This window comes from Caulobacter sp. KR2-114, assembly GCF_049446115.1.
GTDB lineage: Bacteria > Pseudomonadota > Alphaproteobacteria > Caulobacterales > Caulobacteraceae > Acaudatibacter.
Map to the genome: position 1 here is coordinate 682,442 of NZ_JBMSEC010000002.1, position 25,226 is coordinate 707,667.

24 protein-coding genes are annotated in these 25,226 nt (G+C 72.4%); 6 read left to right on the forward strand and 18 right to left on the reverse strand.

Features of this window, described 5'->3' with window-relative positions; all coding sequences use genetic code 11:
- Window positions 1-37: 37 nt before the first annotated feature.
- Both ACO2Q3_RS09380 and ACO2Q3_RS09385 read left to right on the forward strand, forming a co-directional pair.
- Window positions 38-1,429 (forward strand): DUF1800 domain-containing protein, encoded by a 1,392-nt coding sequence (locus tag ACO2Q3_RS09380; RefSeq protein ID WP_423306300.1) that lies wholly within the window; start codon window positions 38-40, stop codon window positions 1,427-1,429.
- Window positions 1,426-2,769, forward strand: a complete 1,344-nt coding sequence (locus ACO2Q3_RS09385) for a DUF1501 domain-containing protein (RefSeq protein WP_423306301.1) — start codon at window positions 1,426-1,428, stop codon at window positions 2,767-2,769. Before ACO2Q3_RS09380 ends, ACO2Q3_RS09385 begins: the two co-directional genes overlap by 4 nt.
- Window positions 2,770-2,887: 118 nt before the next feature.
- Here the strand turns inward: ACO2Q3_RS09385 and ACO2Q3_RS09390 are convergent, their stop codons facing one another.
- A complete protein-coding gene (locus ACO2Q3_RS09390; RefSeq protein WP_423306302.1) occupies window positions 2,888-3,691 on the reverse strand; it encodes an APH(3') family aminoglycoside O-phosphotransferase in 804 nt (267 codons plus the stop codon).
- Window positions 3,688-4,680, reverse strand: coding sequence for an RluA family pseudouridine synthase (locus tag ACO2Q3_RS09395; RefSeq protein WP_423306303.1), 993 nt, complete (start codon window positions 4,678-4,680; stop codon window positions 3,688-3,690). The genes ACO2Q3_RS09390 and ACO2Q3_RS09395 overlap by 4 nt, the downstream gene beginning before the upstream one ends.
- 152 nt (window positions 4,681-4,832) lie before the next feature.
- Between ACO2Q3_RS09395 and ACO2Q3_RS09400 the strand changes: the two genes are divergently transcribed.
- Complete coding sequence (locus ACO2Q3_RS09400) at window positions 4,833-5,558, forward strand: hypothetical protein (RefSeq protein ID WP_423306304.1); 726 nt, start codon at window positions 4,833-4,835, stop codon at window positions 5,556-5,558.
- Here the strand turns inward: ACO2Q3_RS09400 and ACO2Q3_RS09405 are convergent.
- From ACO2Q3_RS09405 to ACO2Q3_RS09420, 4 genes are all read right to left on the reverse strand, one after another.
- On the reverse strand, window positions 5,521-6,282 hold the full coding sequence (locus tag ACO2Q3_RS09405; protein ID WP_423306305.1) for an RluA family pseudouridine synthase: 762 nt from the start codon (window positions 6,280-6,282) through the stop codon (window positions 5,521-5,523). The two genes, ACO2Q3_RS09400 and ACO2Q3_RS09405, sit on opposite strands and share 38 nt — an antisense overlap.
- Entirely contained in the window at window positions 6,275-7,603 is a 1,329-nt protein-coding gene (locus tag ACO2Q3_RS09410) for a replication-associated recombination protein A (RefSeq protein WP_423306306.1), read from the reverse strand. The genes ACO2Q3_RS09405 and ACO2Q3_RS09410 overlap by 8 nt, the downstream gene beginning before the upstream one ends.
- Window positions 7,604-7,688: 85 nt before the next feature.
- Entirely contained in the window at window positions 7,689-9,104 is a 1,416-nt protein-coding gene (locus tag ACO2Q3_RS09415; RefSeq protein ID WP_423306307.1) for a Do family serine endopeptidase, read from the reverse strand.
- A gap of 178 nt (window positions 9,105-9,282) precedes the next feature.
- Window positions 9,283-11,082 (reverse strand): tetratricopeptide repeat protein, encoded by a 1,800-nt coding sequence (locus ACO2Q3_RS09420; RefSeq protein WP_423306308.1) that lies wholly within the window; start codon window positions 11,080-11,082, stop codon window positions 9,283-9,285.
- Window positions 11,083-11,230: 148 nt separating this feature from the next.
- Here ACO2Q3_RS09420 and ACO2Q3_RS09425 point away from each other — a divergent pair, with 148 nt between their 5' ends.
- A complete protein-coding gene (locus tag ACO2Q3_RS09425) occupies window positions 11,231-11,596 on the forward strand; it encodes a DMT family protein (protein WP_423306309.1) in 366 nt (121 codons plus the stop codon).
- On the opposite strand, the gene ACO2Q3_RS09430 is transcribed toward ACO2Q3_RS09425, so the two are convergent.
- Window positions 11,593-14,499 (reverse strand): pyridoxal phosphate-dependent decarboxylase family protein, encoded by a 2,907-nt coding sequence (locus tag ACO2Q3_RS09430; protein WP_423306310.1) that lies wholly within the window; start codon window positions 14,497-14,499, stop codon window positions 11,593-11,595. The two genes, ACO2Q3_RS09425 and ACO2Q3_RS09430, sit on opposite strands and share 4 nt — an antisense overlap.
- 207 nt (window positions 14,500-14,706) lie before the next feature.
- Here ACO2Q3_RS09430 and ACO2Q3_RS09435 point away from each other — a divergent pair, with 207 nt between their 5' ends.
- Window positions 14,707-15,270: a helix-turn-helix domain-containing protein gene (locus ACO2Q3_RS09435; protein ID WP_423306311.1), complete on the forward strand. Its 564-nt coding sequence runs from the start codon at window positions 14,707-14,709 to the stop codon at window positions 15,268-15,270.
- 2 nt (window positions 15,271-15,272) lie between these two features.
- Here the strand turns inward: ACO2Q3_RS09435 and ACO2Q3_RS09440 are convergent, their stop codons facing one another.
- The 8 genes from ACO2Q3_RS09440 to ACO2Q3_RS09475 form a co-directional block, all read right to left on the reverse strand.
- A complete protein-coding gene (locus ACO2Q3_RS09440; RefSeq protein ID WP_423306312.1) occupies window positions 15,273-16,529 on the reverse strand; it encodes an MFS transporter in 1,257 nt (418 codons plus the stop codon).
- Between the two features lie 84 nt (window positions 16,530-16,613).
- The gene (locus tag ACO2Q3_RS09445; RefSeq protein ID WP_423306313.1) at window positions 16,614-16,844 is read right to left on the reverse strand and encodes a hypothetical protein; all 231 of its coding nucleotides are present in this window, start codon (window positions 16,842-16,844) and stop codon (window positions 16,614-16,616) included.
- 101 nt (window positions 16,845-16,945) lie between these two features.
- Window positions 16,946-18,295, reverse strand: coding sequence for a TCR/Tet family MFS transporter (locus tag ACO2Q3_RS09450; protein WP_423306314.1), 1,350 nt, complete (start codon window positions 18,293-18,295; stop codon window positions 16,946-16,948).
- 5 nt (window positions 18,296-18,300) lie between these two features.
- Window positions 18,301-18,771 (reverse strand): SRPBCC family protein, encoded by a 471-nt coding sequence (locus ACO2Q3_RS09455; protein ID WP_423306315.1) that lies wholly within the window; start codon window positions 18,769-18,771, stop codon window positions 18,301-18,303.
- Window positions 18,768-19,166, reverse strand: a complete 399-nt coding sequence (locus ACO2Q3_RS09460; RefSeq protein WP_423306316.1) for an ArsR/SmtB family transcription factor — start codon at window positions 19,164-19,166, stop codon at window positions 18,768-18,770. Before ACO2Q3_RS09460 ends, ACO2Q3_RS09455 begins: the two co-directional genes overlap by 4 nt.
- On the reverse strand, window positions 19,157-19,615 hold the full coding sequence (locus ACO2Q3_RS09465) for a VOC family protein (RefSeq protein ID WP_423306317.1): 459 nt from the start codon (window positions 19,613-19,615) through the stop codon (window positions 19,157-19,159). The genes ACO2Q3_RS09460 and ACO2Q3_RS09465 overlap by 10 nt, the downstream gene beginning before the upstream one ends.
- 53 nt (window positions 19,616-19,668) lie before the next feature.
- Window positions 19,669-20,088 carry a VOC family protein gene (locus ACO2Q3_RS09470; protein WP_423306318.1) on the reverse strand — a complete coding sequence of 140 codons (420 nt, stop codon included), beginning with the start codon at window positions 20,086-20,088 and terminating at the stop codon, window positions 19,669-19,671.
- Window positions 20,085-20,555: a VOC family protein gene (locus ACO2Q3_RS09475; RefSeq protein WP_423306319.1), complete on the reverse strand. Its 471-nt coding sequence runs from the start codon at window positions 20,553-20,555 to the stop codon at window positions 20,085-20,087. Before ACO2Q3_RS09475 ends, ACO2Q3_RS09470 begins: the two co-directional genes overlap by 4 nt.
- A 153-nt stretch (window positions 20,556-20,708) precedes the next feature.
- Here ACO2Q3_RS09475 and ACO2Q3_RS09480 point away from each other — a divergent pair, with 153 nt between their 5' ends.
- Window positions 20,709-22,544, forward strand: a complete 1,836-nt coding sequence (locus ACO2Q3_RS09480) for a putative bifunctional diguanylate cyclase/phosphodiesterase (protein ID WP_423306320.1) — start codon at window positions 20,709-20,711, stop codon at window positions 22,542-22,544.
- Between the two features lie 14 nt (window positions 22,545-22,558).
- Here the strand turns inward: ACO2Q3_RS09480 and ACO2Q3_RS09485 are convergent, their stop codons facing one another.
- The 3 genes from ACO2Q3_RS09485 to rplQ form a co-directional block, all read right to left on the reverse strand.
- Window positions 22,559-23,881, reverse strand: coding sequence for an MFS transporter (locus ACO2Q3_RS09485; protein WP_423306321.1), 1,323 nt, complete (start codon window positions 23,879-23,881; stop codon window positions 22,559-22,561).
- Window positions 23,882-23,937: 56 nt separating this feature from the next.
- Complete coding sequence (locus ACO2Q3_RS09490) at window positions 23,938-24,735, reverse strand: nucleotidyltransferase domain-containing protein (protein ID WP_423306322.1); 798 nt, start codon at window positions 24,733-24,735, stop codon at window positions 23,938-23,940.
- Between the two features lie 71 nt (window positions 24,736-24,806).
- Window positions 24,807-25,217 carry a 50S ribosomal protein L17 gene (rplQ, locus tag ACO2Q3_RS09495; RefSeq protein ID WP_423306324.1) on the reverse strand — a complete coding sequence of 137 codons (411 nt, stop codon included), beginning with the start codon at window positions 25,215-25,217 and terminating at the stop codon, window positions 24,807-24,809.
- Between the last annotated feature and the right edge of the window lie 9 nt (window positions 25,218-25,226).

Sequence of the window (25,226 nt, forward strand, 5' to 3'; positions counted from 1 at the left end):
CAAGCCGTCGCCTCTCCGGGAGCCCCACCGCGTGCCCATGGACCGGGACCTTCAGGCCGCCATCGCCGTCACCCGCTTCGGCCTGGGCGCAAGGCCCGGCGAGCTGGAGACGGTGAAGGCCGATCCGCAGGGCTGGCTGACCGCTCAGATCCGCCACGACGGCGCCGACCAGCCCCAGGCCAGCCCCGCCACCGCCGCCCAGCGCTACGCCGAGGTGCGCCAGTACGCCCAGCAGCGACGCGAGGAACGCAAGGACGGGACCTTCGACAAGGGGAACAGGGGCGATCCAGTGAAGATGGCCGCCCGGCTGCTGCGCGACGACACCGGCGGCGACTTCCTGGCGCGGGCGCAGCTGGCGGCGACCACCGACGCGGGCTTTCGCGAGCGTTGGACCCTGTTCTGGTGCAACCACTTCACCGTCTCGGCCACCAAGCTGGTGACGGCGACCCTGGTGGGGCCGTTCGAACAGGAGGCGATCCGGCCGCGGGTGTTCGGCCGCTTCGACAACCTGCTGCTGGCCTCGTCCACCCACCCCGCGATGCTGGTCTACCTCGACCAGGCCCAGTCGATCGGCCCGCACAGCCGCGCCGCGGAACGGTTCGGCGGCGGCGACGGCAAGCCGAAGGGGCTGAACGAGAACCTCGCCCGCGAGATCATGGAACTGCACACCGTGGGGGTGGACGCCGGCTATACCCAGGCCGACGTCACCGAGTTCGCCCGGGCGATGACCGGCTATTCCATCACCGGCCCGCGCGACGCGGACCAGCCGGGCCGCTTCGTGTTCCGCCAGAACGCCCACGAGCCCGGCGTTCGCCACGTGATGGGCCGCAGCTACACGCAGGACGACGGCTACCAGGCCTGGGGGGTGATGCAGGACCTGGCCGCCAGCCCGCACACCGCCCGCCACATCGCCACCAAGCTGGCGGTCCACTTCGTCGCCGACGAGCCGCCGCCAGCCCTGGTCGACCGGCTGCAGGCCAGCTTCCTGGAGACGCACGGTGACCTGGGAGTCCTGGCCCGCACCCTGGTGACGGCGCCGGAGGCCTGGGACCCGCAGCCGCGCAAATTCAAGACGCCCTACGAGTTCATGATCTCCAGCTGGCGCGCGGCGGGGACCACCCCGCAGACCCTGCAGGGCCTGGCGCCGGTGCTGAACAGCATGGGCCAGAAGGCGTTCAGCGCCCCCTCCCCCAAGGGCTGGTCCGAGGAGGCGGCGGTCTGGTGCGCGCCCGACGCCATCGTCAAGCGCATGGCCTGGAGCGAGGGCTTCGCCGCCGGCGCCATCGGCGACCGCGACCCGGTCCAGCTGGCGCGTGATGCGCTCGGCGCGCGGCTGACGCCCCTGGTCGCCCAGGCCGTCGCCCGCGCCGAGACCCGCGCGGAGGGCCTCTCCATCCTGTTGATGTCGCCGGAGTTCCAGCGCCGATGAGCCGCCTCCCCCACCCCACCCCCAGCCGCCGGGACGCCCTGCGGGGCGCCGTCGGCCTCGGCATCGCCGTGGAATTCCTGGGCGGCCGCGCCTGGGCGGCGTCGCAGGGCGCGCAGGCCTCGAAGAAGCTGGTGGTGATCATCTGCCGCGGCGGCATGGACGGCCTTTCGGTCTCGCCGCCGGTGGGCGATGCGAACTACCACAGCCTGCGCGGGCCGATCGCCCTGGCCGGGTTCGGCCAGCCCGGCGGCGCCCTGCCGCTCGACGACACCTTCGGCCTGCACCCGGCGCTGGCGGCCACGCACCGCCTGGCCCAGAAGGGCGAGGCCCGCATCGCCCCGGCTGTCGCCACCCCAGACCGCGCCCGCTCGCACTTCGAGGCCCAGGACGTGCTGGAGAGCGGCGGCGCGGTGGTCTACGGGACCAATTCCGGCTGGCTGAACCGCGCGCTGCAGGCGATGGGGCCGGCGGGCAAGGTGCAGGCCATCTCCCTGGGGGCCACCGCCCCGCTGCTGCTGCGCGGCAAGGTCGAGACCGCCGCCTGGGCGCCGGGCGGCGCACCCGAGCGCGACCACCGCCTGCCCGGCATCCTGCAGGACCTCTATGCGAACGACCCGCTGCTGAGCCAGGCCCTGGCCAGCGGCCTCTCCACCGAAGGCATGGCCAAGATCGCCGCCCAGGACGCAAACCAGGCGCTGATGGCGCAGGGGGCCATGGCGCCAGCGCCGGCGGCGGGCCCCCTCCCGGGTCAGGCCGACGCGATGGCTGGCGCCGCCGCCGACCAGCCGCTGGCCGCCGCGCGCGGCCGGCTGAACGGCCAAAACGCCGACCAGGCCCGCCGGCTGGGCGCCACCCTGGCCGGCCTGATGACCCAGCCCGACGGCAAGCAGGTGGCCGGCGTCTCGTTCGACGGCTTCGACACCCACGCCAACCAGGGCGCGGCGCAGGGCCAGCTGGCCAACCGGCTGGGCTACCTGGACGCCTTCGTCGACGGCCTGGCGACCGGGCTGGGCCCCGCCTGGAAGGACACCGTCGTCGTCGTCGCCACCGAGTTCGGCCGCACGGCGCACGTCAACGGCACGAACGGCACCGACCACGGCACCGCCTCCACCGCCCTGGTGCTGGGCGGGGCGCTGAAGCGCGGCGGCCTGATCGGCGACTGGCCGACGCTGCAGCCGGCCCGGCTGTTCGAGAACCGCGACACGGCGCCCACGCTGGACATGCGCGGCCTGTTCAAGGGGGTGCTGAGCGAACACCTGGGCGTGGACCGCCGCGCCCTCGACACCCTGGTCTTTCCGGACAGCGCCGCCCTCGCGCCCGCGAGCGGCATCGCCGTCTGACGCCACAGGACACCGGCGCGTTTCTGCCGGTTCCGGCGCGGCCCCATCCCCCCAGGCGCCGCGCACGGAGCGCCCCTCCCGGCCAGAGGAGGGGCGCGTCCCCCTCAGGCGCCCGGCCTCAGTAGAGCTCGTCGAGCAGGCGGTAGAATTCCAGCCGGTCCTCGTCGAGGGTCTCCAGCGGATAGTGCTCGCGGATCAGCGCCGGCGTGTCGAGATCCGGCGCATTGCGCCGGCCGGAGCGCACGAACAGGGCCAGGTCATGATGCCGGTCCGCAAGCCCCGCGCGGCCGAGGTCGATCAGGCCGACGCGGCCCTGATGGATCAGGAAGTTCGGCCACGAGGCGTCGCCGTGCGTGACCACCAGGTCTTCCGACTCGGGCCGGGTGGCTTCCAGCTGCTCCAGCACCTCGGCGGCGGTGCGGCCGGTATGCCCGGGATCGAAGCCGGCGGCGTCGACTTCGCCCAGTTGCACCCGCAGGCGCACCTCGCGCATCCGCCGCGCCAGGCGCTCGTCGAAGGGGCAGTCGGCCGTCGGCAGGGCGTGCAGCGCCGCCAGGGCGCGGATCGCCACGATCGCTCCGGCCTCGGCGTCGCCGGCCGGCGCCGCGTGCAGGGCCACGCCGTCCAGCGCCTGCATCAGCAGGGCGGGCCGATCCTCGTCCAGCATCCCGCCCCAGATCAGCCGCGGGGCGCCGATGCGCCCGTCAAGCCAGCGCAGCACGTCGATCTCGCGCTGCATCTCCACCCGGCTGATCCTGCGCCCGGGCGCGGCGATCTTGGCGAAGGCGCGCATGGGGGCGTCCAGCCGGAACACCAGGTCGCCGGACATGCCGTGGTCCAGGGCCACGCCCTGCACCGGCCCGGCGTCCAGCCCGGCGGCCGCCAGCAGCCGCGCGACCTCGTGCGCGGCCGTCCCGCTCATGAGCGCTGCCGGCGCACCTTGCGGCCGAACGGCTCCTCGTCCGCCTCGTCCTCCGAGAAACCGAAGCGGGCGAAGCCGGCCTTCAGTTCGGGACTGATCGGCGCGGTGAGATTCAGCGTCCCCCGCGACGGATGCGGGATCACCAGGCGGCGCGCGTGCAGCTGCAGCTTCAGGTCGCCGGAGAGCTCGGCCGAGGCGTCGGTGCGATACTTGGGATCGCCCAGGATCGGATGGCCCATGGCCAGCATGTGCGCGCGCAGCTGGTGGGTGCGGCCGGTGTGGGGGCGCAGCGCCATCCAGGCCGCGCGCGGCCCGGCGCGCGACAGGGTGACAAACTCGGTTTCGGCCGGATCGGCGCGTGGATCCTTGGGGTCGGCCGGGGCCACGATCTCCCGGTCGCCGACGCCCGTCTTCATCAGGTGCAGTTCCATGATGCCATCGGCCGGCTTGGGATTGCCCGCGACGATCGCCCAGTAGGTCTTCTCCGCCCGGCGCCGGGCGAAGGCGCCGGCCAGCCGCGCGGCGGCGTTGGGGGTCTTGCCCAGCACCAGCACGCCGGAGGTGTCGCGGTCCAGGCGGTGGGTCAGGCGCGGCCGGTCCGGCCCCTCGCCCCAGGCCGACAGCAGGCGGTCGATGTGCTTGGTGGTCTTGGTGCCGCCCTGCACGGCCAGGCCCGCCGGCTTGTTCAGCGCCAGCACCTCCTCGTCCTCGTACAGCACCAGGCGCCGGGCGAAGGTGATGTCGCGATCGGACAGGCCTTCGCGCTCGCCCTTGGGCGGGGCGTCCGGAAGCGGCGGCACGCGCACCTGCGCCCCGGCCGCCAGCCGCGTGTCGGCCTTGACCCTGCCGCCGTCGACGCGGATCTGCCCGCTGCGCGCCAGCTTGTGGATCTGGATCTGGCTCAGGTGCGGCCAGCGCCGCTTCAGCCAGCGGTCCAGGCGCGCGCCATCCTCGCCGCCACCGACGGTCAGGATCTTCACCTCGGCCATCAGCGGACCCTCCGGTGGGAGGAAAACAGCACCTCTCGCATCGCCCCCATATGCGCCAACCGGTCGCAGGCGCAAAGGCCCGCTCGCAAGTCGCGGTTAAGCAGCATTCACGAGAATGCCGCCCCAACAGGTTGTGGCCCGAGAGTTCTGCAATGCCCGCGACGGCCAATGTCGTGATGCGTCGCGCCGAGCCGGTCGGCTTCACCGATCGTGGCGGCCGCCGGCTGTGGCTGGACTTCGCCGTCGAGACGGTGGTGAACCTGCGCCTGGGCGCTCCGGCCGCGCGCCGCATCGCCCGCGCGGTGGTGAACGGCCGCACCGGCGCGGCCCTGGCGCCGGCGGACTTCGCGCGCCTGGCCGACGAGGACCACCTTCACGTCGACCTCGAGACCGTCGACGCCGCCCTGGCGGCCCTGAAGGACGGGCAGCCGCCGCCCATCCTGATCGTGCCCCTCTCGTTCCACAGCCTGTCCGGCCGCCGCAGCCGCCGCGACCTGGCCGAGCGTCTGGGCGGGGAGGCCAAGGGCCGGCTGATGATCGAGCTGATGGACGTCGACCGCGGCACGCCGCTCGGCCGTCTGTCCGAGGTGGGCGCGGTGGCCGCAGGCCTGTCGCGCGGCGTGCTGGTGCGGCTCTCGCCCGGCCGCGACCCGGCCGCGCCGGTCAAGGGCTACCGGCCGCATGGCGTGACGGTCGAGGCCTCGGCGTTCGGCGAGACCGACAGCGAACGCGCCGCCGGCCTGCTCGCCTTCGCCGAACAGGTGAAGGGCGCGGCGCCCACGGTGATGACCTTCGGGCTGCCGGACGACGGCTTCTTCGCGGTGGCCGAGGTGGCCGGCGTCAGTCACGCCTCGACGCTTCCGGCGCCGCGGGAATAGGCAGGCCCAGCCGCTCGAGCACCGCCGCGAACGCCGTCGGAACCGGCGCCGACAGGCGCATCGGCTGGCCGTCGGGATGCCGGAACTGGATCTGGAAGGCGTGCAGCATCAGGCGCTCGACGGCCTCGCCCTTGAGCGCCAGGGCGCCGCCATAGCGAACGTCGCCGGCGATCGGCCGGCCTATCGACGCCAGGTGCGCCCGCAGCTGATGCATGCGGCCGGTGTGCGGCGACAGCTCCACCAGCGCCGCCCCGTCCACCACGCCCAGGGTGCGATAGCGGGTCAGCGCGGTCTCGGCGTCCGGATGCTCCGGCTCGGTGGGGCGCATGTAGGATTCGCGGCCGATCTCCACCCGCCGCAGCGGCGTGTCGATGACGCCTTCGCGCGGCTCCGGCGCCCCGGGGGTCACGAGCGCCAGGTAGGTCTTGCGCACGCGCCGGTCCATCAGCGCCTTGCCCAGCGCCGCGGCCGCCGGCTTGGTGCGCGCCGTCAGGATCACGCCGGAGGTATCGCGGTCGAGCCGGTGCACCAGCCGAGGCCGGTTGCCGTTCGACCGGGCGAAGGCCGCCAGCAGGTCGTCCAGGGTGTGAGCCTGGATGCGCCCGCCCTGGCTGGACAGGCCCGACGGCTTGTTCAGCGCGATGATCGCCTCGTCCTCGTGGATCACCATGGCGCGGACCGCCGCGACGTCCGCCGGCGTCAGCTCGACGGGCCCTCTAGCCATCCCCGCCGCTCTCGTCGTTCGCACCCTTGCGCGCGCGCATCTGCGCCCAGCGGTCCAGCCGCTCCCTGACCCGCGCCTCGGCCCCCTCGCCCTTGGGCGCGTAGAAGGTCTGCCGCGGCACGCCGTCGGGGAAATAGTTCTGGCCGGAGAAGCCTTCCTCGGTGTCGGGGTCGTACTGGTAGCCCTTGCCGTAGCCGAGCTGCTTCATCAGCCGCGTGGGGGCGTTGCGGATGTGCGCGGGCGGCGTCAGCGAACCGGTCTCGCGCGCCATGCGACGAGCGGCCCCGAAGGCCTTGTAGACCGCCGTGGACTTCGGCGCGGCGGCCATGTGCACGCACGCCTGCGCCAGGGCCAGCTCGCCCTCCGGACTGCCGAGGAAGTCGTAGGCGTCCTTGGCGGCGGTGGTCAGCAGCAGCGACAGCGGATCGGCCTCGCCGATGTCCTCGACCGCCATGCGCACCAGCCGGCGGGCGATGAACAGCGGGTCCTCCCCGCCCTCCAGCATCCGCGCCAGCCAGTACAGCGCCGCGTCGGGGTCCGAGCCGCGGACCGACTTATGCAGGGCCGAGATCAGGTTGTAGTGCTCCTCCCGGTCCTTGTCGTAGGCGGGGCTGCGCCGCTGCAGCACCTGGCCGAGGCCGGCGGGGTCGAGCGGGGCGGCGACGCCGATGTTGAACAGGGTCTCGGCCAGGGTCAGCAGGTAGCGGCCGTCGCCGTCGGCCATGGCGATCATCGCCTCGCGCGCGGCGGCGTCCAGCGGCAGGCTTCGCTGCTCGTGGGCCTCGGCCTTGGCCAGCAGGCTCTCCAGCGCCGCCTCGTCCAGCCGGCGCAGCACATAGACCTGGCAGCGCGACAGCAGCGCCCCGTTGAGTTCGAACGACGGGTTCTCAGTCGTGGCGCCGACCAGGGTGACGGTCCCCTCCTCCACGAACGGCAGGAAGCCGTCCTGCTGCGCGCGGTTGAAGCGATGGATCTCGTCGACGAACAGCAGGGTCGCGTGGCCGGCGGCACGGCGCATGCGGGCGGCCTCGAACGCTTTCTTGAGGTCGGCGACGCCGGAAAAGACGGCGCTGAGCTGCTGGAACTCGTAGCCGGCCTCGCGCGCCAGCAGGCGGGCGATGGTGGTCTTGCCGGTGCCGGGCGGCCCCCACAGGATCATCGACGACAGCCGGTGCGCCTCGGCCATCCGCCGGATCGGCCCGCCCGGCCCCAGCAGGTGTTCCTGCCCCACCACCTCGTCCAGGGACTGCGGCCGCAGGCGATCGGCCAGGGGCCGCGGCGCCTCCGGGGTCAGGCCCGCGGCTTCGAAGAGATCACTCATGCGGCAAGACTAGCAGGCCGCCCCGGCGGTTGCGAATGCGCTGGTCAGGCGAGCGGCCGACGGCGGTCGGCTGGCGCCCTGAGATTCAGGCCCTCACCTGGGCGGTGATCAGCTGGCCGTTGCGCTGGATGGTGACGGTCCAGGCGTGGCCGCCGGCGGCGATGATCCGCGCCAGGTCGGCGGTGGAGGCCACTTTCTGGCCGTTCACCTCGCGCACGAAGTCGCCCGGCTGCAGCCCCAGCTGCTGGCCGAAACCCTGGTCGATCTTGACGATCACCACGCCCTGGCCGGCGAACGGGTCGAGACCGAGCTCCGACGCCTTGGCCGGCGAGAAGTTGACCACCGTGGCGCCGCCCAGGGGATTGCGCCCCTCGATGGTGCGCTGGTCGGCAGCCGGACTGTCCGGCGGCGCCTCGACCCGGACGGCCAGGTTGCGCGGCTCGGCGGCGCCGCGGCGCACGGCGAAGGTCAGGCTGTCGCCGGCGTGGCGCGTGCCGACCCGGTAGTTCAGGCCGCCCTCGTCGTTCACGGGCTGGCCGTCCACGGAGACGATCACGTCGCCCTGCTGGATGCCGGCCCGCGCGGCCGGGCCGCCGGGCCAGAGGTCGGCCACCAGCACCCCCTGCGGGCTGGGCAGGCCCAGGCTGCGGGCCATCTCGCCGGTCAGGCTCTGGGCCCGCGCGCCGATCCAGGGGCGCACCACCGCATGGCCGCCGCCCAGGGCCGTCTCCACCACCTGGCGGGCCATCACCGCCGGAATGGCGAAGCCGACGCCGGACGAGGTGCCCGAGCGGGACAGGATCGCCGTGTTCACCCCCACCAGGTTGCCGTCCATGTCCACCAGCGGCCCGCCGGAATTGCCCGGGTTGATGGCCGCGTCGGTCTGGATGAAGGACGAGAAGTCGGCGATGCCGACGTCGGAACGCGCCTTGGCGGAGACGATGCCGTTGGTCACCGTCTGGCCGACGCCGAAGGGATCGCCGATCGCTAGCACCAGATCGCCGACCTGCACGTCCTGGCGGTCGTCGATGGCGATGGTGGGCAGGCTCTCGCCCCTGGTGTCGATCTTCAGCACCGCCAGGTCGGCGCGGGCGTCGTCCAGCAGCACCTTGGCCGGCCACTCGCGGCGGTCGGCGGTGACCACCATGATTTCCTGGGCGTTCTCGATCACGTGGTGGTTGGTCAGCACCACCCCGTCGGCGCGGACGATCGAGCCGGAGCCCAGCGACTGCTCCACCCGGTTCTGCGGCACGCCGCCGCCCATGAACATGCCCCAGAAGGGATCCACCATCTGGCGCACCACCCGCCGCGAATAGACGTTCACCACAGCCGGCGCGGCCTTCTTCACCACCGGGGCGAAGGACATCTTCATGGTCACCGCGTCACGCGGAGGCGCGCGCACGGCCTCGGGCAGATTGGCGTTCTGCGCCCGGCCGCAGCCGGCGGGGCCGAGACCGGCGAGGACCAGGATCAGAATGGGGACAAGGCGGCGCGGCGTCATGGGCATTCCGGGCAGTTTCTCTCAAAGGCCCCGCACACGGGACCCGGGGCGGAGCATCGGTCGGTTTGGGGCGCAAACATGGCGCGGCGGCCCGCCAAGGCAAGCGTCAGCATGAATTCGCGGAAAGGTTCGCGTGGTCCGCGTGGCGAGGATGGGTCGTTCCGCCGCCGGTCGCCGCCTAAGGCTTGAACCCCCAGCGAGCGTACACGGCGGCGACGTTGGCGTTCATCGCCCTGGCCGCCGCCAGATCCGCCGCGGCAGCCGCCCGCTGCGACCGGTCGGTTCTGGCCGCCGCCGTGCGGACCAGGCCGCGGACATAGAAGGCTGAAGCGTCGCCGGGCTCGCCCTGCACCCCCGCCTCGGCGTCCGTCTTCGCCCCATCAAGGTCGCCACGGCGCATCCGCGCGAGCGCCCGGAACATGTGCAGCTGTGGGTCGGATGCATCAGCCTGAATGGCGTGGTCACAATCCGCCAGCGCCTGATCCAGCTGCTGGCCCAATCCGGCCAGGATCAGACAACGCTCGCCGAGGAAGACGGCGAGGTCCGGAGCGATCGACAGCGCCTGCGACAGGTCGGCCATGGCCCTGGTCGTGTCCCCCTTGTCGAGCCAGACCGAACCGCGATTGCCCAAGGCGTAGGCGTCGTTGGGCTGGATCGCCAGCGCCTGGTTGAAGTCGGCGATCGCCCCGTCCGTGTCGCCCTTCTCCCGCCGCACCAGCCCCCGGCTGTTGTAGGCCTGGTACACCTGAGGACTGATCTGGATGCCCTTCTCGAGGTCGATCAGGGCGCCGGGGTTGTCCCCCGCCTGGTGCCTGGCCAGGCCTCGGTTGACGTAGGGCTGCGGGGAAGCCGGGTCTGCGGCGATCGCCTTGTCGAAGGCGGCGATGGCGTCCGGGTAGCGCTTGGCGCGCTGCAGGGCGAGACCACGCTGGTTGTAGGCTTCGGACTCCTGAGGCTTGAGGGCCGCCACCCGGTCGAAGGCGGCCAGCGCACCGTCCAGGTCGCCCGCCTTGGAACGGAGCATGCCGTGCGCGAGCAAGGCGCTGACGTTGTCGGGCGCGAGGCTCAGCGCCCGGTCCGCATCCGCCTGGGCGGCGGGAAGCTGGCCCACCGCCATCTCGATCCGGGCGCGGCCCGCAAGGGCGTCCGCCGAGTCGGGCGCAAGCTTCACGGCCGCGTTGAAATCCGCGAGCGAGCCGTTCAGGTCGCCCATCACCTCACGCGCCTGGCCGCGGTTGGTCAGGCCCAGCGCCGTCGGCCCCTCGATGCGAAGCACCGCTTCGAAGTCGGCCAGGGCGCCCGTCGCATCGCCGGCGTCCTGGCGCAGGACCCCGCGCAGGTTCAGCGCCTGTGGCTGTTCCGGGTAGGCGGCCAGCAGGGCGTCGATGGCCTGACGGGCGCCGACGTGGTCGCCTCGGCGATAGCGCACGTCCGCCACATTCACCAGGATGTGCAGGTCCCCTGGCGATTGGCGCAGCGCCCGGTCGAGATCGGCCTGGGCGCCGGCTAGATCGCCCCGCTCCATCAGGATGAGCGCGCGATTGTTGCGCGCCACGGGCAGATCGCCCAGCTCGATGGCGCGCGCGTAGTCTGCAAGCGCCCGGTCTGTCTGCCCCCTGCGCTTGAAGAGGTCCGCGCGGTTGCTGTAGGTCACCGCCCCCGAAGGCTCGAGCCGCAGCGACTGGTCGTAGTCGCTCATGGCGGCGTCCACCTGGCCCAGTTCCTCGCGGGCGATCCCCCGGTTGTTGAAGATCACCGCCCGCTGGTGCGGCGTGCCGAGCCCCAGACCGATGAGATAGCTGCAGGCGTCCACCTTCAGCTGCGCGGAGACGGCGCTGCGGCCGGCGCAGCGATCCACCATCAGGCCGACCTGCGCCGCTCCGCCGGCGGGCCTGGCTGCGGCGGCATCCGCGTAGCCGGCCGAAAGCAACACGATCGCGGCGCCGGCAAGCGCCGGCGCGAAAAGCTTGCGCCGCATGAATCCCCCCAGACCTGGCCCCCGACGGCCGCGACGACGGCACTTGGCGCGATGGCGCGGCGCGGGTCAACCTTGCGATGCAACGGCTTGCACACCCTTGTCCGCGCCGCGCGTTACTGCGCCGTCCAACGTCCGCCTGGAGTGCTGAATGTCCGCCCTCGCCGCCCGCCTGCTGCCCGTCCTTCTGCTGGGCTGTTCCAACGTGTTCATGACCTTCGCCTGGTACGGGCATCTGCGGTTCAAGGACCGGCCCCTGTGGCTAGTGATTCCCATCAGCTGGGGAATCGCCCTGTTCGAGTACTGCCTGGCGGTGCCGGCCAACCGCTGGGGCAGCGCGATCTATTCGGCGGCGGAGCTGAAGGCGATGCAGGAGGTCATCACCCTGGTGGTGTTCGTCGGCTTCTCGGTGTTCTACCTGGGCCAGAAGGTCACCGTGATGCAGGGCGCGGGCTTCGCCCTGATCGCAGGCGGCGCCTTCCTGGTGTTCCGCGGCCAGGCGGCGCTGCCGGCCTAGAGGCCGTCCAGCGTCGTCTCCAGGGCGTCGACGAAGCGGTCGATGTCGGCCAGCGTCGTGCGGTGGTTGAAGATCGCCGCCCGGACCACCCAGCGACCGTCACGCATCGTCGTCGAGGGCGCCGCCAGGCCCGCCTCGTGCAGCGCCATCACCAGGGCGCGGCTGGTGTCGCCGGTTGCGTCGCCGCGCACGCCGAAACAGACGATGTTCAGCCCCACCGGCGCGGCCAGCTCGAACCGCTCCGAGCCCCGCAGCCGCGTCGCCAGGTGCTCGGCCGCCCGGCAGTTGGCCTCCATGGCCGCGCCGAGGGCGTCAGTGCCGACCGCCTGCAGGGTCATCCACACCTTCAGGGCGCGGAACCCGCGCGACAGGTCCGGGCCCAGGTCGCAAGGCCAGGTCTCGCCGGCCGCCAGGCCGCGCGGTTCGCGCGACAGATAGTCGGCGGGGTTGGCGAAGGCGGCGCGGTGGTCGGCGGCGTCACGCACCAGGATGAAGCCGGCGTCGTAGGGGACATGGGCCCACTTGTGGAAGTCGAAGGCGACCGAGTGGGCGCCGTCCAGCCCGGCCAGCCGGCCGCGCAGGCGCGGCGAGAAGGTCGCCAGCGCGCCAAACGCGCCGTCGACGTGGAACCACAGGCCCTCGCGGCGGGCGATCTCGCCGACCGCGGCCAGGTCGTCGAAGCCGCCGATGTTCACCGTGCCGGCCGTGCCCACCACCAGGAAGGGCGCCAGCCCGGCGGCCCGGTCGGCGGCGATGGCCGCCTCGAGCGCGTCGAGGCGCATCGCCCCGCCCGCATCCGCCGCGATGCGCCGCAACTGCGCCGAGCCCAGGCCGGCCAGGTCCATCGCCTTGGCCACGCAGCCGTGCGCCTCGGCCGAGGCATAGGCGGTCAGTCGCCGGGAGCCGTGCAGCCCGTCGCGGCGCACGCCCTGGCCGAGCGCCTTGTCCCGCGCCACCAGCACGCCGATCAGGTTGGCCTGCGAGGCGCCGGTGACCAACAGCCCGGAGGCGTCGGCCGGAAAGCCGAAGGCGCCCGCCATCCAGGCCGTGATCTGGCGTTCCACCATCGGACCGACGTGGTTGCGCCCGCCGCAATTGGCGTTGAGCCCGGCCGCCAGCATCTCGGCCACCATGCCGTAGGGCGTGCCGGCGCCGTGCACCCAGCCCATGAACAGCGGGTGGGTGTTGCCGGGGGTGAAGGGGGCGATCCACCGGTCGACGTCGTCCAGCACCTCGGCGAAGGGCCGAGGGCCGGCGGGGATCGGCGCCTGGAACGCCGCCACGGCTTCGGCTGACGGCGCGCGCCACACCGGCCCCTCGCGCACGCCCCTGATCCGGGCGATGGCGCGGTCGAGGGCGGCGTGGGCGTCGGCGGCGAAGGCGTCCCAGTCGGCCGGGTCGAGGCTGGCGTCGGCAGGGGCCGGACGGTGCGGGCGCAGGGCCTGGTCCAGGCGCGTGAGGGCGTGGTCGAGGTCGGCCTCGACCGGCGCCGTCGCCGCGGCCAGCGGCTCGCCGGCCTGCAGGCGCAGGGCGATGTCGGTGACCAGGGGCATGCTCGCGCAGATCCGCAGCACCGCGCGCTCGCCGACCGCCACCGGCTGGCCGAGATGGCACGCCGGTCCGTCGGCGGCGGGCGATGCCATCGCCCTCCAGGCGTCGGCAAGGGCTGCAGGCGGCGCGTCCAGCGCCAGTACGTGGATCGAGCCGGCGCCGGGCGCCGCGAGGCCAGTGAGGCCCTCGATCCTGGAGGCGCGCGCCGCCACCGCGCGGGCGAAGGCGCCGAGCGCCTCGGCGCGGCGTTCCGGGCACAGGGCCTCATAGGCGCCGATCTCGGCCAGGGCCGCGCTCCAGCGCAGCGCCAGCCCCAGGTTGAACGGCGCCCGCAGGGTCGCGGCCACCGCGCCGCGCCAGCGGGCGGGCCAGTCGAGCCGGGCGGAGGCCGTCGAAAGCCCGGCCGGCAGCGCCGGTGTGGCTCCTAGCTCCGTAACCCAGGCGTCGGGAATCAACAGGGCGCCGCAGAACGCCGGACCGCCGGCGAACTTCGAGCCGGTCACGGCCACGGCGAAGCCATCGGCCAGGTCCGCGCGCAGCTGCGCCGACGCGCAGCGCAGCTGGCAGGCGTCGACCAGCACCCGCACCCTTGCCGGATCCAGGGCGCGGATCCGGCGCGCCGCGGCGCGCGTCACCCCGGCCAGACCGGTCTTGGAGCAGTCGAGCACGTGCAGCAGCACGCTGCGCCCGTCCGCCAGCGCGTGGCGGGCCTGGTCCTCCGCCTCGGCATCGACCGTCGCCGCAGCGCGGGGCGTTCCGTCCGCCTCGCGGATGGCGATGTTCCGCACACGGATATCGGCCGCGGCCAGCCCAGGCAGCCGCTCGCCCAGCGGGACGCAGGGTTCGAGCGCCCCGCTGGACAAAAAGAAACGTCCGTCGGCCGCCAGGGGCACGCCGCTGCCGGCTTCCGTCGGCGCGATGACGATGCTGGTCAGCGCTCCGGGCCTGATCGCCAGCACAAGGCCGAGCGCGAGGCCTTCGACGTCCGTGCCCGACGCGCTGAGCACCACTTCGCCGCCCGGCGCGCCGTACAGCGCCTTGAGGCGGGCGCGGATGGCGTCGACGAGGTCGGCCGGCGTCGCGGTCCCTTCGGCAAGGCTTGCCAGCGCCGCCGCCGCGGCGCTCCGGCCCCGCGGAGAGAGGGCCGAGGCGGTGGAAGAGGAAAACCAGATCTCGTCGCCCGCCATTCCGGCGGGCACGCCGTAGCGGTTTCGCCCGGTCGCCGGATCCCGCCACAGGCGCTCATCGCCCCCGGCGGCGAGCGCAAGGTCCAGCCACGCCTCGGCGGCAGGCGCGGGGATGACGGGCGTGCAGCCCGACGGGGCCGGTTCGGAAGGATGAGGTAACGCCATGCGGCCCGCGACTCGGAGGACAGAGGCCAGGGTTCGCCGACATGGCTAAGGATTGGTTGCCGCCTTCACCAGCGCCGCGGCCGCCCGTCGATTTAACAGGACTTAGCAGAGCTTAGCGCGCCTGGACGGCGGTCCTGCGTCATGTTGTCACTTGCAGACGCCGAGCGGCGCCCCCCGGCCGCCGGCGCAGAATGCAGGAGCCTGACCATGCAAAGCCAAGCCGTTATCCGGGTCGAACCCGCCCACGCTGACGCCGAGCCCTGGCCGAACGCCGTGATCGTCATGCAGCTGCTTGAGCGTGGGCTGCGCGACATGGAGGCCGACGCGGGCGCCGCCCGCGGCGCCCTGGAGCGCGCCCGCTCGCTGCTGGAAGCCGGCCGCGCTCTGAGGGCGGCGCCCGACAACATCGTGCGTCCAGGCTGCCTGGCCCCCTGGCAGGCGCGCCGGGTGAAGGCGCACATCGAGGCCAAGCTCGACGAGACCCTGCCCACCGCCGAGCTGGCGGCGATCACGCGGCTGAGCCCGCACTATTTCGCCCGCGCCTTCAAGCAGACCTTCGGCGCCGCGCCGCACGCCTATGTGCTGTCGCGACGGGTGGAGCGGGCCAAGGAGATGATGCTGACCTCGGACGATGCGCTCAGCCACATCGCCGTGGCCTGCGGTTTCTCGGACCAGGCGCACTTCACGCGGCGCTTCCATCAGGCGGTCGGGGCCACGCCCCATGCCTGGCGCACGCGCATGGCGGGCCCGGCGCTGCGCGCGGCGAGCTAAGCTCAGGCCGCCGCCCCCGGGGCCGCGCGCACCGGCCCCGGCCGCGCCACGAACAGGGCGATGACGAAGGCGGCGACCACGCAGCCGGCGCCCATCAGCAGCGACAGCCCGGGCAGGTGCAGCGGCCGTCCCGGGCCGATCGACCAGGCGAAGATCCGGGTGAAGACGATCGGCCCCAGGAAGCCGGTCAGGCCGATGAAGATGGTCAGCGCCCCCTGCAGCTGGCCCTGTTCGTCGACGCCCACCCGCTTGGACATCAGCGACTGGGTGCTGGCGAACGAGATGCCGCCCAGGATGCACAGGCCGATGCCGGCCCAGAACAGCAGGACGGTAGGCGCGAGCGCCAGGGTGGCGAAGCCGGCGGCGTTCAGCGCCAGGCCGATCAGGATCGAGCGGCGCTCGCCGAGACGCCGGGCGGTCTCGCCGGACAGATAGCTCTGCACCAGCATGCTGCCCCCGCCCAGCACCATCAGCAGCACCCCCACCTGGGGCGGGCCCCAGCCGAAGCGGAAGTGGGTGTAGAACTGGAAGACGCTGTTGAACGCCATGCCGGCGAACTGGGTGAAGAACGGCAGGAAGGCCAGGCCGACCAGTTCCGGCCGCCCCAGCAGGCGAAAGGCGCCCACCGGATTGGCCCGTGTCCAGTGGAACGGCATGCGCCGCTCGCGGCTGAGCGATTCCGGCACCATGAACAGGCCGTAGAGGCCATTGGCGAACGACAGCGCCGAGGCCACCCAGAACGGCGCGCGCGGGTCCAATCCGCCGACCAGGCCGCCCAGGGCGGGCCCCAGGATGATGCCGGCGCTCGCCGCCGCCTGGAACCGGCCGAAGTTGCGGGCGCGGTTCTCCTCGGAGGACACGTCGGCCACATAGGCGCCGGCGGCCGAGGAGCTGGACGAGGTCACCCCGCTGATCAGCCGGCCGACGAACAGCCAGGTGATCGAGGGCGCCAGCGCCATGATCACATAGTCGATGGCCAGGCCGAACATCGACACCAGCAGCACCGGCCGGCGTCCGAAACGGTCCGACAGCGAGCCGAACAGCGGCGCGAACAGGAATTGCATCACCGCCCAGGCCGCGGCGAACAGGCCTGAAATCTTCGCCGCCCCGGCGTCGTCCACGTGCGCCAGCGACTTGATCAGCACCGGCACCGTGGGCGCGGTCACCCCCATCGACACCACGTTCATGAAGATCGCGGCATAGACAAAGCCCAGCGCGGCCTGACGAGGCGCGCGGAGCGGCCTCCCGGCATCCGCCACGGCGATCTCTCCCCTCCCCGCCTTGGGTAGCGGGCCGCCGGACTTAGCAGATCGCGCGCCGCCGGTCGCCGTCGCAATCGGCGGTCAGGCGACTTCGGTGGGCTTGCCGGCCCTCGCCCGGGCCAGCCCCATCACCGGCAGCGACAGGATCGCGGCGGCGGCGTGCAGGCCGGCGGCCAGCAGGAACGCCGCGCCCGGCAGCACCACGCCGTGGCCGCCGACGAACCAGGCGTAGGCGCCGCCGAACAACGCCGCGCCGATGATGCCGGCGGTGGAGTCGATGCCGGCGTTGGCGCCGCGCAACCGTCCCTGCACCGGATGATCACCCCCCGCGCCAGCACGTCCAGCCAGACGTTCACCAGCACGAAGCCGAACGCGGCGCGCCGCCGGGCCTGGGACGGCGCGCTGGCCACGGCCTATTCCGCCGCGGCCTGGGCCACCTCCCCGACATCCACGCGGATGTTCAGGCAGGCGACGATGGCGATCGCCAGCAGGCTGGCGGCGATCAGGATCGGCAGGCCGGGCACGCCCGGCAGGTGGGTCAGGGCGAAGGAGAAGGTCAGCGGGAACACGGTCGGCCCGATGATCGCTGCGATGCCGCCGGTCGACTGGTTGGCGCCCTGCAGCCGGCCCTGTTCCGACGGCGACACCCGCCGGCTCATCATCCCCTGCAGGCCCGGCTGCATCAGCCCCATCAGGGCGAACACCGGCATGCCGATGAAGTACAGCGTCCCGCTGGGGGCCAGGGCGTAGATCAGGAACCCGGTCGCGCCGCAGGCCGCGCCCAGCAGCACCGCGCCGCGCTCGCCCAGCCAGGACACCATCGGGCGCACCACGAAGGCCTGGACGATGATCCCCAACGCCCCGGTGATGAAGAAGGTCACCCCCAGGAACTGCACCGGCCAGTGGTAGCGGAAGGTGGTGTAGAGCACGAACACGTTCGGCAGCACCTGCTGCGCCAGCTGGAACAGGAAGTTGACGCTGGCCAGGGGCAGCAGCTCGCCGTGCGAGGACAGCAGCTCCAGGCTGGCGATGGGATTGGCCCGCCGCCAGTTGAAGGCGCTCATCCGCCGCTCGGGCGGCAGCGATTCCGGCAGCACGAACAGGCCGTACAGCCAGTTGATGGCGCACAGCGCCGCCGCGGCGATGAACGGCACGCGCAGGCCGCTGACGTGCAGCGCCAGGAGGTGCAGGTCCTTGGTGGCCAGGAAGCCGCCGGTGGCCGGGCCCAGCAGAAAGCCGATCGAGAACGCCGAGGCCATCCAGCCGAAGTTCTTGGCCCGGTCCTGGGGCTGGGTGATGTCGGCCACATAGGCGTTGGCGGTGGAGAAGCTGGAGGCCGTGGCCCCGTTCAGGATCCGCCCGATCAACAGCCACGCCAGGGTCGGGGCGAAGGCCATGATCAGGAAGTCCAGCGCCAGGCCGAAGATCGAGATCAGCATCACCGGCCGGCGGCCGAAGCGGTCGGACATCATCCCCAGCACCGGACCGATGACGAACTGCATGGCGCCCCAGGTGACGCCGAAGATGGTCTGCCAGATCGCCGCGTGCGCCGTGGCGTCGGCCGTCGCCGCGCCGAAGAACGAGCGGATCAGGTTCGGCAGGATCGGGATCATGATGCCGAACGACAGGGCGTTCATCACCGCCGTGGCGTAGATGAAGCCGAACGCCGCGGTGCGGCCGGTTTCAGCCACCGTCGGCGGACCATGATGCGGCGGCTCGCCCTGCGGCGCCGGCGCGCCCGATGGCGCGGAATCGTCGGACATGCGTTTCACTCCCCCACCCGCACTTTGAAGGCGGCGAGCAGGCTCTGCCACCATTCTGCATGCCGGCGCAGGAAAATGGCGTCAGGAAACGTATGCTTGGCTACGTGGGTCTGCGGCACGCTGTCCCAGCCGGTATGCTGGACGGTGACCCGGGTCTCCTCGCCCACGGCCTCGAAGGTGACCTCCACCTCGGTGTCCTGCCCCTCGGCGAAGCTGGCCTGCCGCCAGCCGAACACCAGCCGGCGCGGCGGCTCCCAGGCGCGGATGCGGCCGATCTCGAACACCTTGCCGTTGGCCAGGGTCTCGGTCAGCCGTCCGTCCGGCCCGGGCTCGAAGCCCAGCACGCCGGGACTGCGCGGCGTGAACTGGAAGAGGCCGTTCGGCCGCCACCACTGGCCGATCTCGGCGGTGAACGCCTCGAACGTGCGTTCCGGCGTGGCCGGCACGCGCAGGGCCACCAGGATGCGCGAACTCATGCTTCGCGGTCTCCCGCGTCCGGCGTCGCCGGGGAGGACGGCCGATCCTTCAGCAGGTGATCGCGCAGGGCCAGGAGCTGGGCGCTCCACAGCCGCTCGGTCTCTTCCAGCCAGCGCAGCAGCTCGATCATAGGCTCCGGCCTCAGCGCATAGACCCGCACGCGGGCGTCGAACGCGGGGTGCGATTCCTCCACCAGCCCGCTCTGGCGCAGGGTTCGAAGGTGCCGGCTCATGGCCGGAGGGGCGAGGCCGACCGCCCGCGCCAGCTCGCCGGCCGGCCGCGGACGCTCGCGCAGCAGGTTGATCACCTGGCGCCGGTGCGGGTCGGCGAGCGCCGCGAGGGTGCGGTCGAGGGTGAGGTTGGGGCTGAGGTCGGGGGCCGCGCTCACACCCACCCCGTGATCTTCATGCCGCCGCCCACCCGCTGCAGCGCCTCGTCCGCCGTCACCGCTTCCACGGTCTGGCTGACCGACCAGTGGTGGCCCTCCGGGTCCAGGCAGCGATAGCTGCGGTCGCCATAGAACTGGGTCTCCGGCTCGGCGACGATCACCGCCCCGGCCCGGCGCGCCCGCTCGCAATGGGCGTCGACGTCGCTGTCGATCTGGAGGCTGGTCAGCTGGGTGTTCTTGCCGTCCAGCCTGAGCGGACTCTTGAACGCCTCCGACCATTCCTGGCCCACCGAAATCAGGGCGTCGCCATAGCGCATCTGGCAATGGATGAACGCCCCGTCCTCCCCCTCGAGATACAGCGCCAGCTCGAAGCCGAAGGCCGCCTCCAGCCAGCGCATGGCCGCCTTGGGGTCGGCATAGATCACGGACGGCTGGAAGCCGAGGCTCTTGGCCATGGGAACTCCTTTCAGAGGCTCTCGCGGATGTCGTGACCAGTGGCGGCGGCCGTCTACGCCAGGGTCAGGGTCTGCACGGTCTGGCCGAACGACCAGGGATGGCCCTCCGGGTCCAGGCAGGTGAACACCCGGTCGCCGTAGGGCTGGTCCTCGGGCTCGCGCTCGATGCGCGCGCCGGCGGCCCGAGCGCGCTCGCACAGGGCGTCGAGGCCCTCGCGGACCTGCACGTGCACGGAAGCGCTGGTCACGCCGCCCAGGTCCAGGGGGCTGGCGACGCCCGGCCGCGGCGGGCCGACCACCATCAGCACGCCGTCGCCGAACGCCGTCTCCGAATGCATCACCCCGCCCTGGCCGTCGTCGACCAGCAGCCGGGTCTCGAAGCCGAACGCCGCCTCCAGGAAGGCGAGCGCAGCCTTCGGGTCGCGGTACCAGAGCAGGGGCGACAGGGACGGACGCTGCGCCACGCCGGTCATCGCGCCCCCTCCCCGACGGGCTGGACCTTCAGGCCGCTGCGGCGCTCCATTTCGTCGGTGGAGACCTGTTCCACCGGCTGACGGAAGCACCAGACGTGACCTTCGGGGTCGAGCGCACGGTAGGTGCGGTCGCCGTAGAACTGGTCGGACGGCGCCTGGGTGATCCGCGCCCCGGCCGCGGCGGCGCGGGCGTGGTGCGCGTCGAGCGGCTCGCTCAGGCCGATCCAGATGAACTGGGTGCCGGCGCCGCCGATCGACGCCGGGCTCTTCATCTGCGCCCCGCCCAGCAGCTCGCCGCCCCACTCGCCCGCGACGCCGATCGACGCGCCGTCGTGGCTCATCTCCGCGTGCGCGACCCGGCCGGCGTCGTCGGTCAGGAGCACGCTGATCTCGAAGCCGAATGCGCGCTGCAGCCAGTCCAGCGCCGCCTTCGGGTCCTGGTAGAAGACGGTGGGGGTGATGGACATCCGGGCCTCCCGATTTCGGTGCGCACTTCGACAATATTTAACGCATTTCGAAATTATCCCGTCAACCCAAAATGGGGATCGCCCGCCCGACGCCTAAAATTTCGCGGCCGCCGTTAGCGGTTTGTTGCCCGCGCCGTGCGATCAGTCCCGGCGATGACCCGCGACGCCCTGGCCCTTGCAGAGACGCGCCCCGCCGCGCCCGAGCCGGAGCTGGGCGCGGCGCCGTCGCTGTCGGCCGTGCTGGTCAGCCCGCGGCTCGACAACGGCGCAGAGCTCGGGGCGATGCTGCGCGAAGCCCTGCCGGACGAGAACCTGCTGGCCTACGCCAAGGCCTCCGAGGCGATCTCCAGGACGCGGCCGGAACTGACCTACGACCGGCCGGCGGCGATCTGGCTGTTCGACTTCCGGGGCAAGCCGGTGGGCGACCTCGCCGACGAGCTGCGCACCGTCAAGGCGGCCCGGCCCGACGTCGAGCTGATCGTGGTCACCGAGGCCGACGGCGCCGCCGTGGGGCCCTGCCTGCAGGTGACCCAGACCCCCGAACGGCTCACCTTCCTGCTGGCGCCGCTGCACCGCGCCGAGGTGGTGCAGGCCATCCGGCTTGTCGCCGACCGCTATCTGGCCACCCACACGGGCCGCCAGGCGCTGGAGGACAGCCAGCGGCAGATCCGCCGGCTGGAGACCGACCTCGGCGAACTGCACGCCCGTCTCGACATCGCCCTGCACGCCGCCCGGCACGACAGCCTGACCGGGATCATGAACCGCGCCGGCTTCGTCACCGAGCTGCGCGAACGGCTCGACCGCAGCCGCCAGCGCCAGACAGTGCTGATGATCGACCTCGACCGGTTCAAGTCGGTCAACGACACCCTGGGCCACGACGCGGGCGACGACCTGGTGCGCAAGATCTGCACCGCCATGTCGGCGGTGGTCCCGGCCGGCGGCATCCTGGCGCGGCTCGGCGGCGACGAATTCGGCGTGATCCTCGAGGGGGCCACGACCCAGGGCATCGCCGACTTCTGCGGCCTGATTCTGCGCATCTGTTCGCAGAGCCGGCGGGTCGGCGGCTATGAAGTGCAGGTCAGCGCCTCGATCGGCGTCGCCCACCAGGGCGCCAGCGCCAGCGAGGTGACGCTGATGCGCCACGCCGACCTGGCGCTCTATGCCGCCAAGCGCGAGGGGCGCAATCGCTACCGGGTGTACGACACGGTGATCGACGCCCAGGCCAAGCACCGGCTGACCATCGAGAGCGGCCTGGAACGGGCCCTGACCTCGGCCCAGTTCCGCATGGCCTACCAGCCGATCGTCAAGGCCGACAGCGGCGCGATCCAGGGCTTCGAGGCGCTGATCCGCTGGGAGAGCCCGGAGCTGGGCGCGATCTCGCCCGCCGACTTCGTGCCGGTCGCCGAAGAGACCGGCATCATCCAGGAGCTGGGCGACTGGATCACGCGCCAGGCCTTCAAGGACTGCCGCCGCTGGGGCGGGCCGTACGTCTCGGTGAACCTGTCGGCGCGCCAGTTCCTGCGCCACAACATCGCCCAGCAGATCCTGCAGTACGCCGAGGACGCGGACCTGCCGCCGCAGCGCATCCAAATCGAGCTGACCGAGACGGCGATCATCGACGACGTCGAGCGCGCCGACTTCAACCTCAACGTCCTGCGCGCCGCCGGCGTGCGTGTGGCGCTGGACGACTTCGGCACCGGCTATTCCAGCCTCGTCTACCTCAACCAGTTCGCCATCGACTGCATCAAGATCGACAAGTCGTTCGTCGACAACGTCACCCGTGACCGCCAGTCGGCGGTGATCGTCGCCTCGGTGTCGAAGCTGGCCTCGTCGCTGGGCATGGGCGTGGTCGCCGAGGGGGTGGAGACCGAGGCGCAACGCCAGGTGCTGATCGCCGCGGGCTGCGGCTCGCTGCAGGGCTACCATTTCGGCCGGCCGATGGCGGCCAAGGACGTGATCGCCATGCTGGCCGGGCCGACCGCGGGCTGATCGGCCGCCGCCCCCTAGGCCGGCGTCGCGACATGGTCGGGCAAGGTCGCCTCCAGCCGCCGCAGCGCCGGCAGGGCGTAGGCGGCCAGGCTGAGCGCCGCCGTCAGGCCGCCGCCGATCACCAGCAGCAGCCCCATGCCCGCCCCCGCCTGGTCGCCCACCAGCCAGGCCACGACGCGCCAGCCCGGGGAGCGCACCGCGGGCTCGGCGATCCGGTCCGTGAGCGGGCCGGCGACCAGCAGGGCCAGAGGCATGGTCAGGACCGAGATCTGGCTCATCGCGGCGAACACCCGGCCCTGGACGTCGGGCGCCACCTTGGCCTGGAAGATCGAGGTGGAGGCCGTGTTGACGAACGGCAGCATGAACATGAAGGCGAAGAAGCCGGCGGCCAGCTGCGCCGTGTCCCGCGCGACGCCAGCCGCCGCCAGCAGCAGGCCGGCGACGGTCAGCGCGGCCATCACCGTGTGGATGCGCGGGCGCGTGCCGCCCCAGGCGGCCATGGCCGCGGCGCCCAGCGCCGTGCCGATGTCGGCGCAGGCCATGACGATGCCGAACGCCACCGTCGAGTGGGTGCGCGCCAGCGGATAGGGCAGGATCAGCACCCCCAGTCCCGCCATCAGGAACGAGACCAGGCTGACCACCAGGCACAGCCCCAGCAGCGGCGGCCGGCGCCACAGATAGGCCAGGCCGTCGAACGCCTGACGCCAGATCGCCCGCGCCATCGCCGCGCCGTCCGGACTTCGGGCCGGCATCGGAATGCGCACGACCGACAGGACCGCGATCGCCAGGACGAAGGTGGCGATGTCCACCATGATGGCGCCGACGACCCCGACCGCGGCATAGAGCAGTCCCGCCAGGACGGGCGCCAGGGCGTTGCTGGCCGGCCCGACCATCTGACTGATCGCGTTGGCGCGGTCGCGGTGGCCGTCCGGGACGAGCATGGTCACCGAGGCGCGGAAAGCCGGCGCGCTGACCGTGAGGAGGCTCGCGGTGATCAGGCTCAGTGCGTAGAGATGCCAGAAGCGGAAGGCGCCCGAGGCGAAGCTCGCCAGCAGGAGGCCGCTGGTGACCACGAAGCCGATGTTGGCCAGGATCAGCAGGCTGCGGCGGTCATGCCTGTCGGCGATCGCCCCGGCGAAGCCGGCGCCGACGATCCAGGGCAGGATCTGGCACAGCGAGATGATCGCCAGCGGCGTCGCCCTGGACGCCTGGCTGAAGGCGGCGATCCCCACGGCGAAGAAGCTGATCCGGCTGCCCACCTGCGACACGGTCTGGGTGGCCACCAGCAGGTAGTAGGTGGAAAGGCCCCGGCCGGGCGCCTCGGTCCCCGTCAGCATCCGCCCTGCCCCCACGGCGTCTCGTCGGGCTCGGGCGCCCGCGGTCCTGAGACAGCCTAGAGCCGCCCGAGCGCCACGTCGAGGAACAGGGCGTCGGTCGCGGCGATCAGGTCCAGCGCCGGCGGGCCGGGGGTCAGAGCGCCGCTGTCGATCGCCCAGGCCTGCATGGCTTCGCAGAAATGGTCCAGCACGGCCACGCGCGCGCCTTCGCCGACCTCGTGCGTCGCCAGCTTCACCGCCAGCAGCGGCGCCAGCGCCTCCTGGACGTCCGCCGGCACAACGCCGCCTTCCAGCAGTTGCGGCAACGCCATCGGCGCCGGGGCGCCGTGCTCGCGCAGCCACGCCAGCGCCGAGGCCGCCCGCACGGCGTAGAAGTACTTCTTCAGCTTGACCGCCGGTCGGTCGCCGAAGTCGCGGCGCCACTGGCCGTGCAGCAAGCCGAAATAGTGACGGATCGATCCTGGCGTGTCGGCGAAGGTCTCCGCCAGACGCCGCATCGCCGTCACCGGCTCGCCGCCATCGCGGTAGACCAGGGGCGAGCGCAGCCACTCGACGATCACCGCATTGCCCTTGCGCAACAACCGCAGCGCCTTGCTGAGATCCCAGCCGTTGACGTCCCAGAGCCCCTCGATGGGCGCCTCGATCACGTCGCGCGGCGGCGAAAGCGACAGATAGGTCTCGAGCGGCCGCACGTAGACGAACCGCACGTCGTAGTCGCTGTCGGGCGAGGGAAACCCCCAGGCGCGGCTGCCCGACTCCACCGCCAGCAGCAGGCGCACGCCGTTTGCGGCCACGATGGCGTCCAGCCGCCGTTCGGCCTCGGCGCGGGCTTCGGTGGACAGGAAGGCGGACATCAGGCCCCCAAACGCAAGACGGCGGCTGGGAGACCCAGCCGCCGTCTCGACGTCGTTGATGTTCCGAAAGCCTAGGCTTCGAACGCCGCCTGGGTCGGGCCGGAGTCCTGGCCCTTGGCCGAGACGTCGCGATCGATGAACTCGATCACCGCCATGGCCGCGTTGTCGCCGTGACGGAAGCCCGCCTTCAGCACGCGGGTGTAGCCGCCGTTGCGCGCCTTGTAGCGCGGGCCGAGCGTCGAGAAGAGCTTGCCCACCTGGTCGACGTCGCGGACGCGGCTGATGGCGATCCGGCGCGCGTGCAGGTCGCCGCGCTTGGCCAGGGTGACCAGCTTGTCTACGAACGGACGCAGTTCCTTGGCCTTGGGCAGGGTCGTGACGATCTGCTCATGCTTGATGAGCGAGGCGGCCATGTTGGCGAACATGGCCGTCCGGTGGCTCGTCGTGCGGCCCAGTTTGCGGTGCGCAACGCCGTGGCGCATGGAAGTCTC

Bases quoted from the DNA above. Each gene is read 5' to 3' on its own strand.
- ACO2Q3_RS09380 (WP_423306300.1), top strand. From the start codon at position 38: ATGGACCGGGACCTTCAGGCCGCCATCGCCGTCACCCGCTTCGGCCTG.
- ACO2Q3_RS09385 (WP_423306301.1), top strand. From the start codon at position 1,426: ATGAGCCGCCTCCCCCACCCCACCCCCAGCCGCCGGGACGCCCTGCGG.
- ACO2Q3_RS09390 (WP_423306302.1), bottom strand. From the start codon at position 3,691: ATGAGCGGGACGGCCGCGCACGAGGTCGCGCGGCTGCTGGCGGCCGCC.
- ACO2Q3_RS09395 (WP_423306303.1), bottom strand. From the start codon at position 4,680: ATGGCCGAGGTGAAGATCCTGACCGTCGGTGGCGGCGAGGATGGCGCG.
- ACO2Q3_RS09400 (WP_423306304.1), top strand. From the start codon at position 4,833: ATGCCCGCGACGGCCAATGTCGTGATGCGTCGCGCCGAGCCGGTCGGC.
- ACO2Q3_RS09405 (WP_423306305.1), bottom strand. From the start codon at position 6,282: ATGGCTAGAGGGCCCGTCGAGCTGACGCCGGCGGACGTCGCGGCGGTC.
- ACO2Q3_RS09410 (WP_423306306.1), bottom strand. From the start codon at position 7,603: ATGAGTGATCTCTTCGAAGCCGCGGGCCTGACCCCGGAGGCGCCGCGG.
- ACO2Q3_RS09415 (WP_423306307.1), bottom strand. From the start codon at position 9,104: ATGACGCCGCGCCGCCTTGTCCCCATTCTGATCCTGGTCCTCGCCGGT.
- ACO2Q3_RS09420 (WP_423306308.1), bottom strand. From the start codon at position 11,082: ATGCGGCGCAAGCTTTTCGCGCCGGCGCTTGCCGGCGCCGCGATCGTG.
- ACO2Q3_RS09425 (WP_423306309.1), top strand. From the start codon at position 11,231: ATGTCCGCCCTCGCCGCCCGCCTGCTGCCCGTCCTTCTGCTGGGCTGT.
- ACO2Q3_RS09430 (WP_423306310.1), bottom strand. From the start codon at position 14,499: ATGGCGTTACCTCATCCTTCCGAACCGGCCCCGTCGGGCTGCACGCCC.
- ACO2Q3_RS09435 (WP_423306311.1), top strand. From the start codon at position 14,707: ATGCAAAGCCAAGCCGTTATCCGGGTCGAACCCGCCCACGCTGACGCC.
- ACO2Q3_RS09450 (WP_423306314.1), bottom strand. From the start codon at position 18,295: ATGTCCGACGATTCCGCGCCATCGGGCGCGCCGGCGCCGCAGGGCGAG.
- ACO2Q3_RS09455 (WP_423306315.1), bottom strand. From the start codon at position 18,771: ATGAGTTCGCGCATCCTGGTGGCCCTGCGCGTGCCGGCCACGCCGGAA.
- ACO2Q3_RS09465 (WP_423306317.1), bottom strand. From the start codon at position 19,615: ATGGCCAAGAGCCTCGGCTTCCAGCCGTCCGTGATCTATGCCGACCCC.
- ACO2Q3_RS09470 (WP_423306318.1), bottom strand. From the start codon at position 20,088: ATGACCGGCGTGGCGCAGCGTCCGTCCCTGTCGCCCCTGCTCTGGTAC.
- ACO2Q3_RS09475 (WP_423306319.1), bottom strand. From the start codon at position 20,555: ATGTCCATCACCCCCACCGTCTTCTACCAGGACCCGAAGGCGGCGCTG.
- ACO2Q3_RS09480 (WP_423306320.1), top strand. From the start codon at position 20,709: ATGACCCGCGACGCCCTGGCCCTTGCAGAGACGCGCCCCGCCGCGCCC.
- ACO2Q3_RS09485 (WP_423306321.1), bottom strand. From the start codon at position 23,881: ATGCTGACGGGGACCGAGGCGCCCGGCCGGGGCCTTTCCACCTACTAC.
- ACO2Q3_RS09490 (WP_423306322.1), bottom strand. From the start codon at position 24,735: ATGTCCGCCTTCCTGTCCACCGAAGCCCGCGCCGAGGCCGAACGGCGG.
- rplQ (WP_423306324.1), bottom strand. From the start codon at position 25,217: ATGCGCCACGGCGTTGCGCACCGCAAACTGGGCCGCACGACGAGCCAC.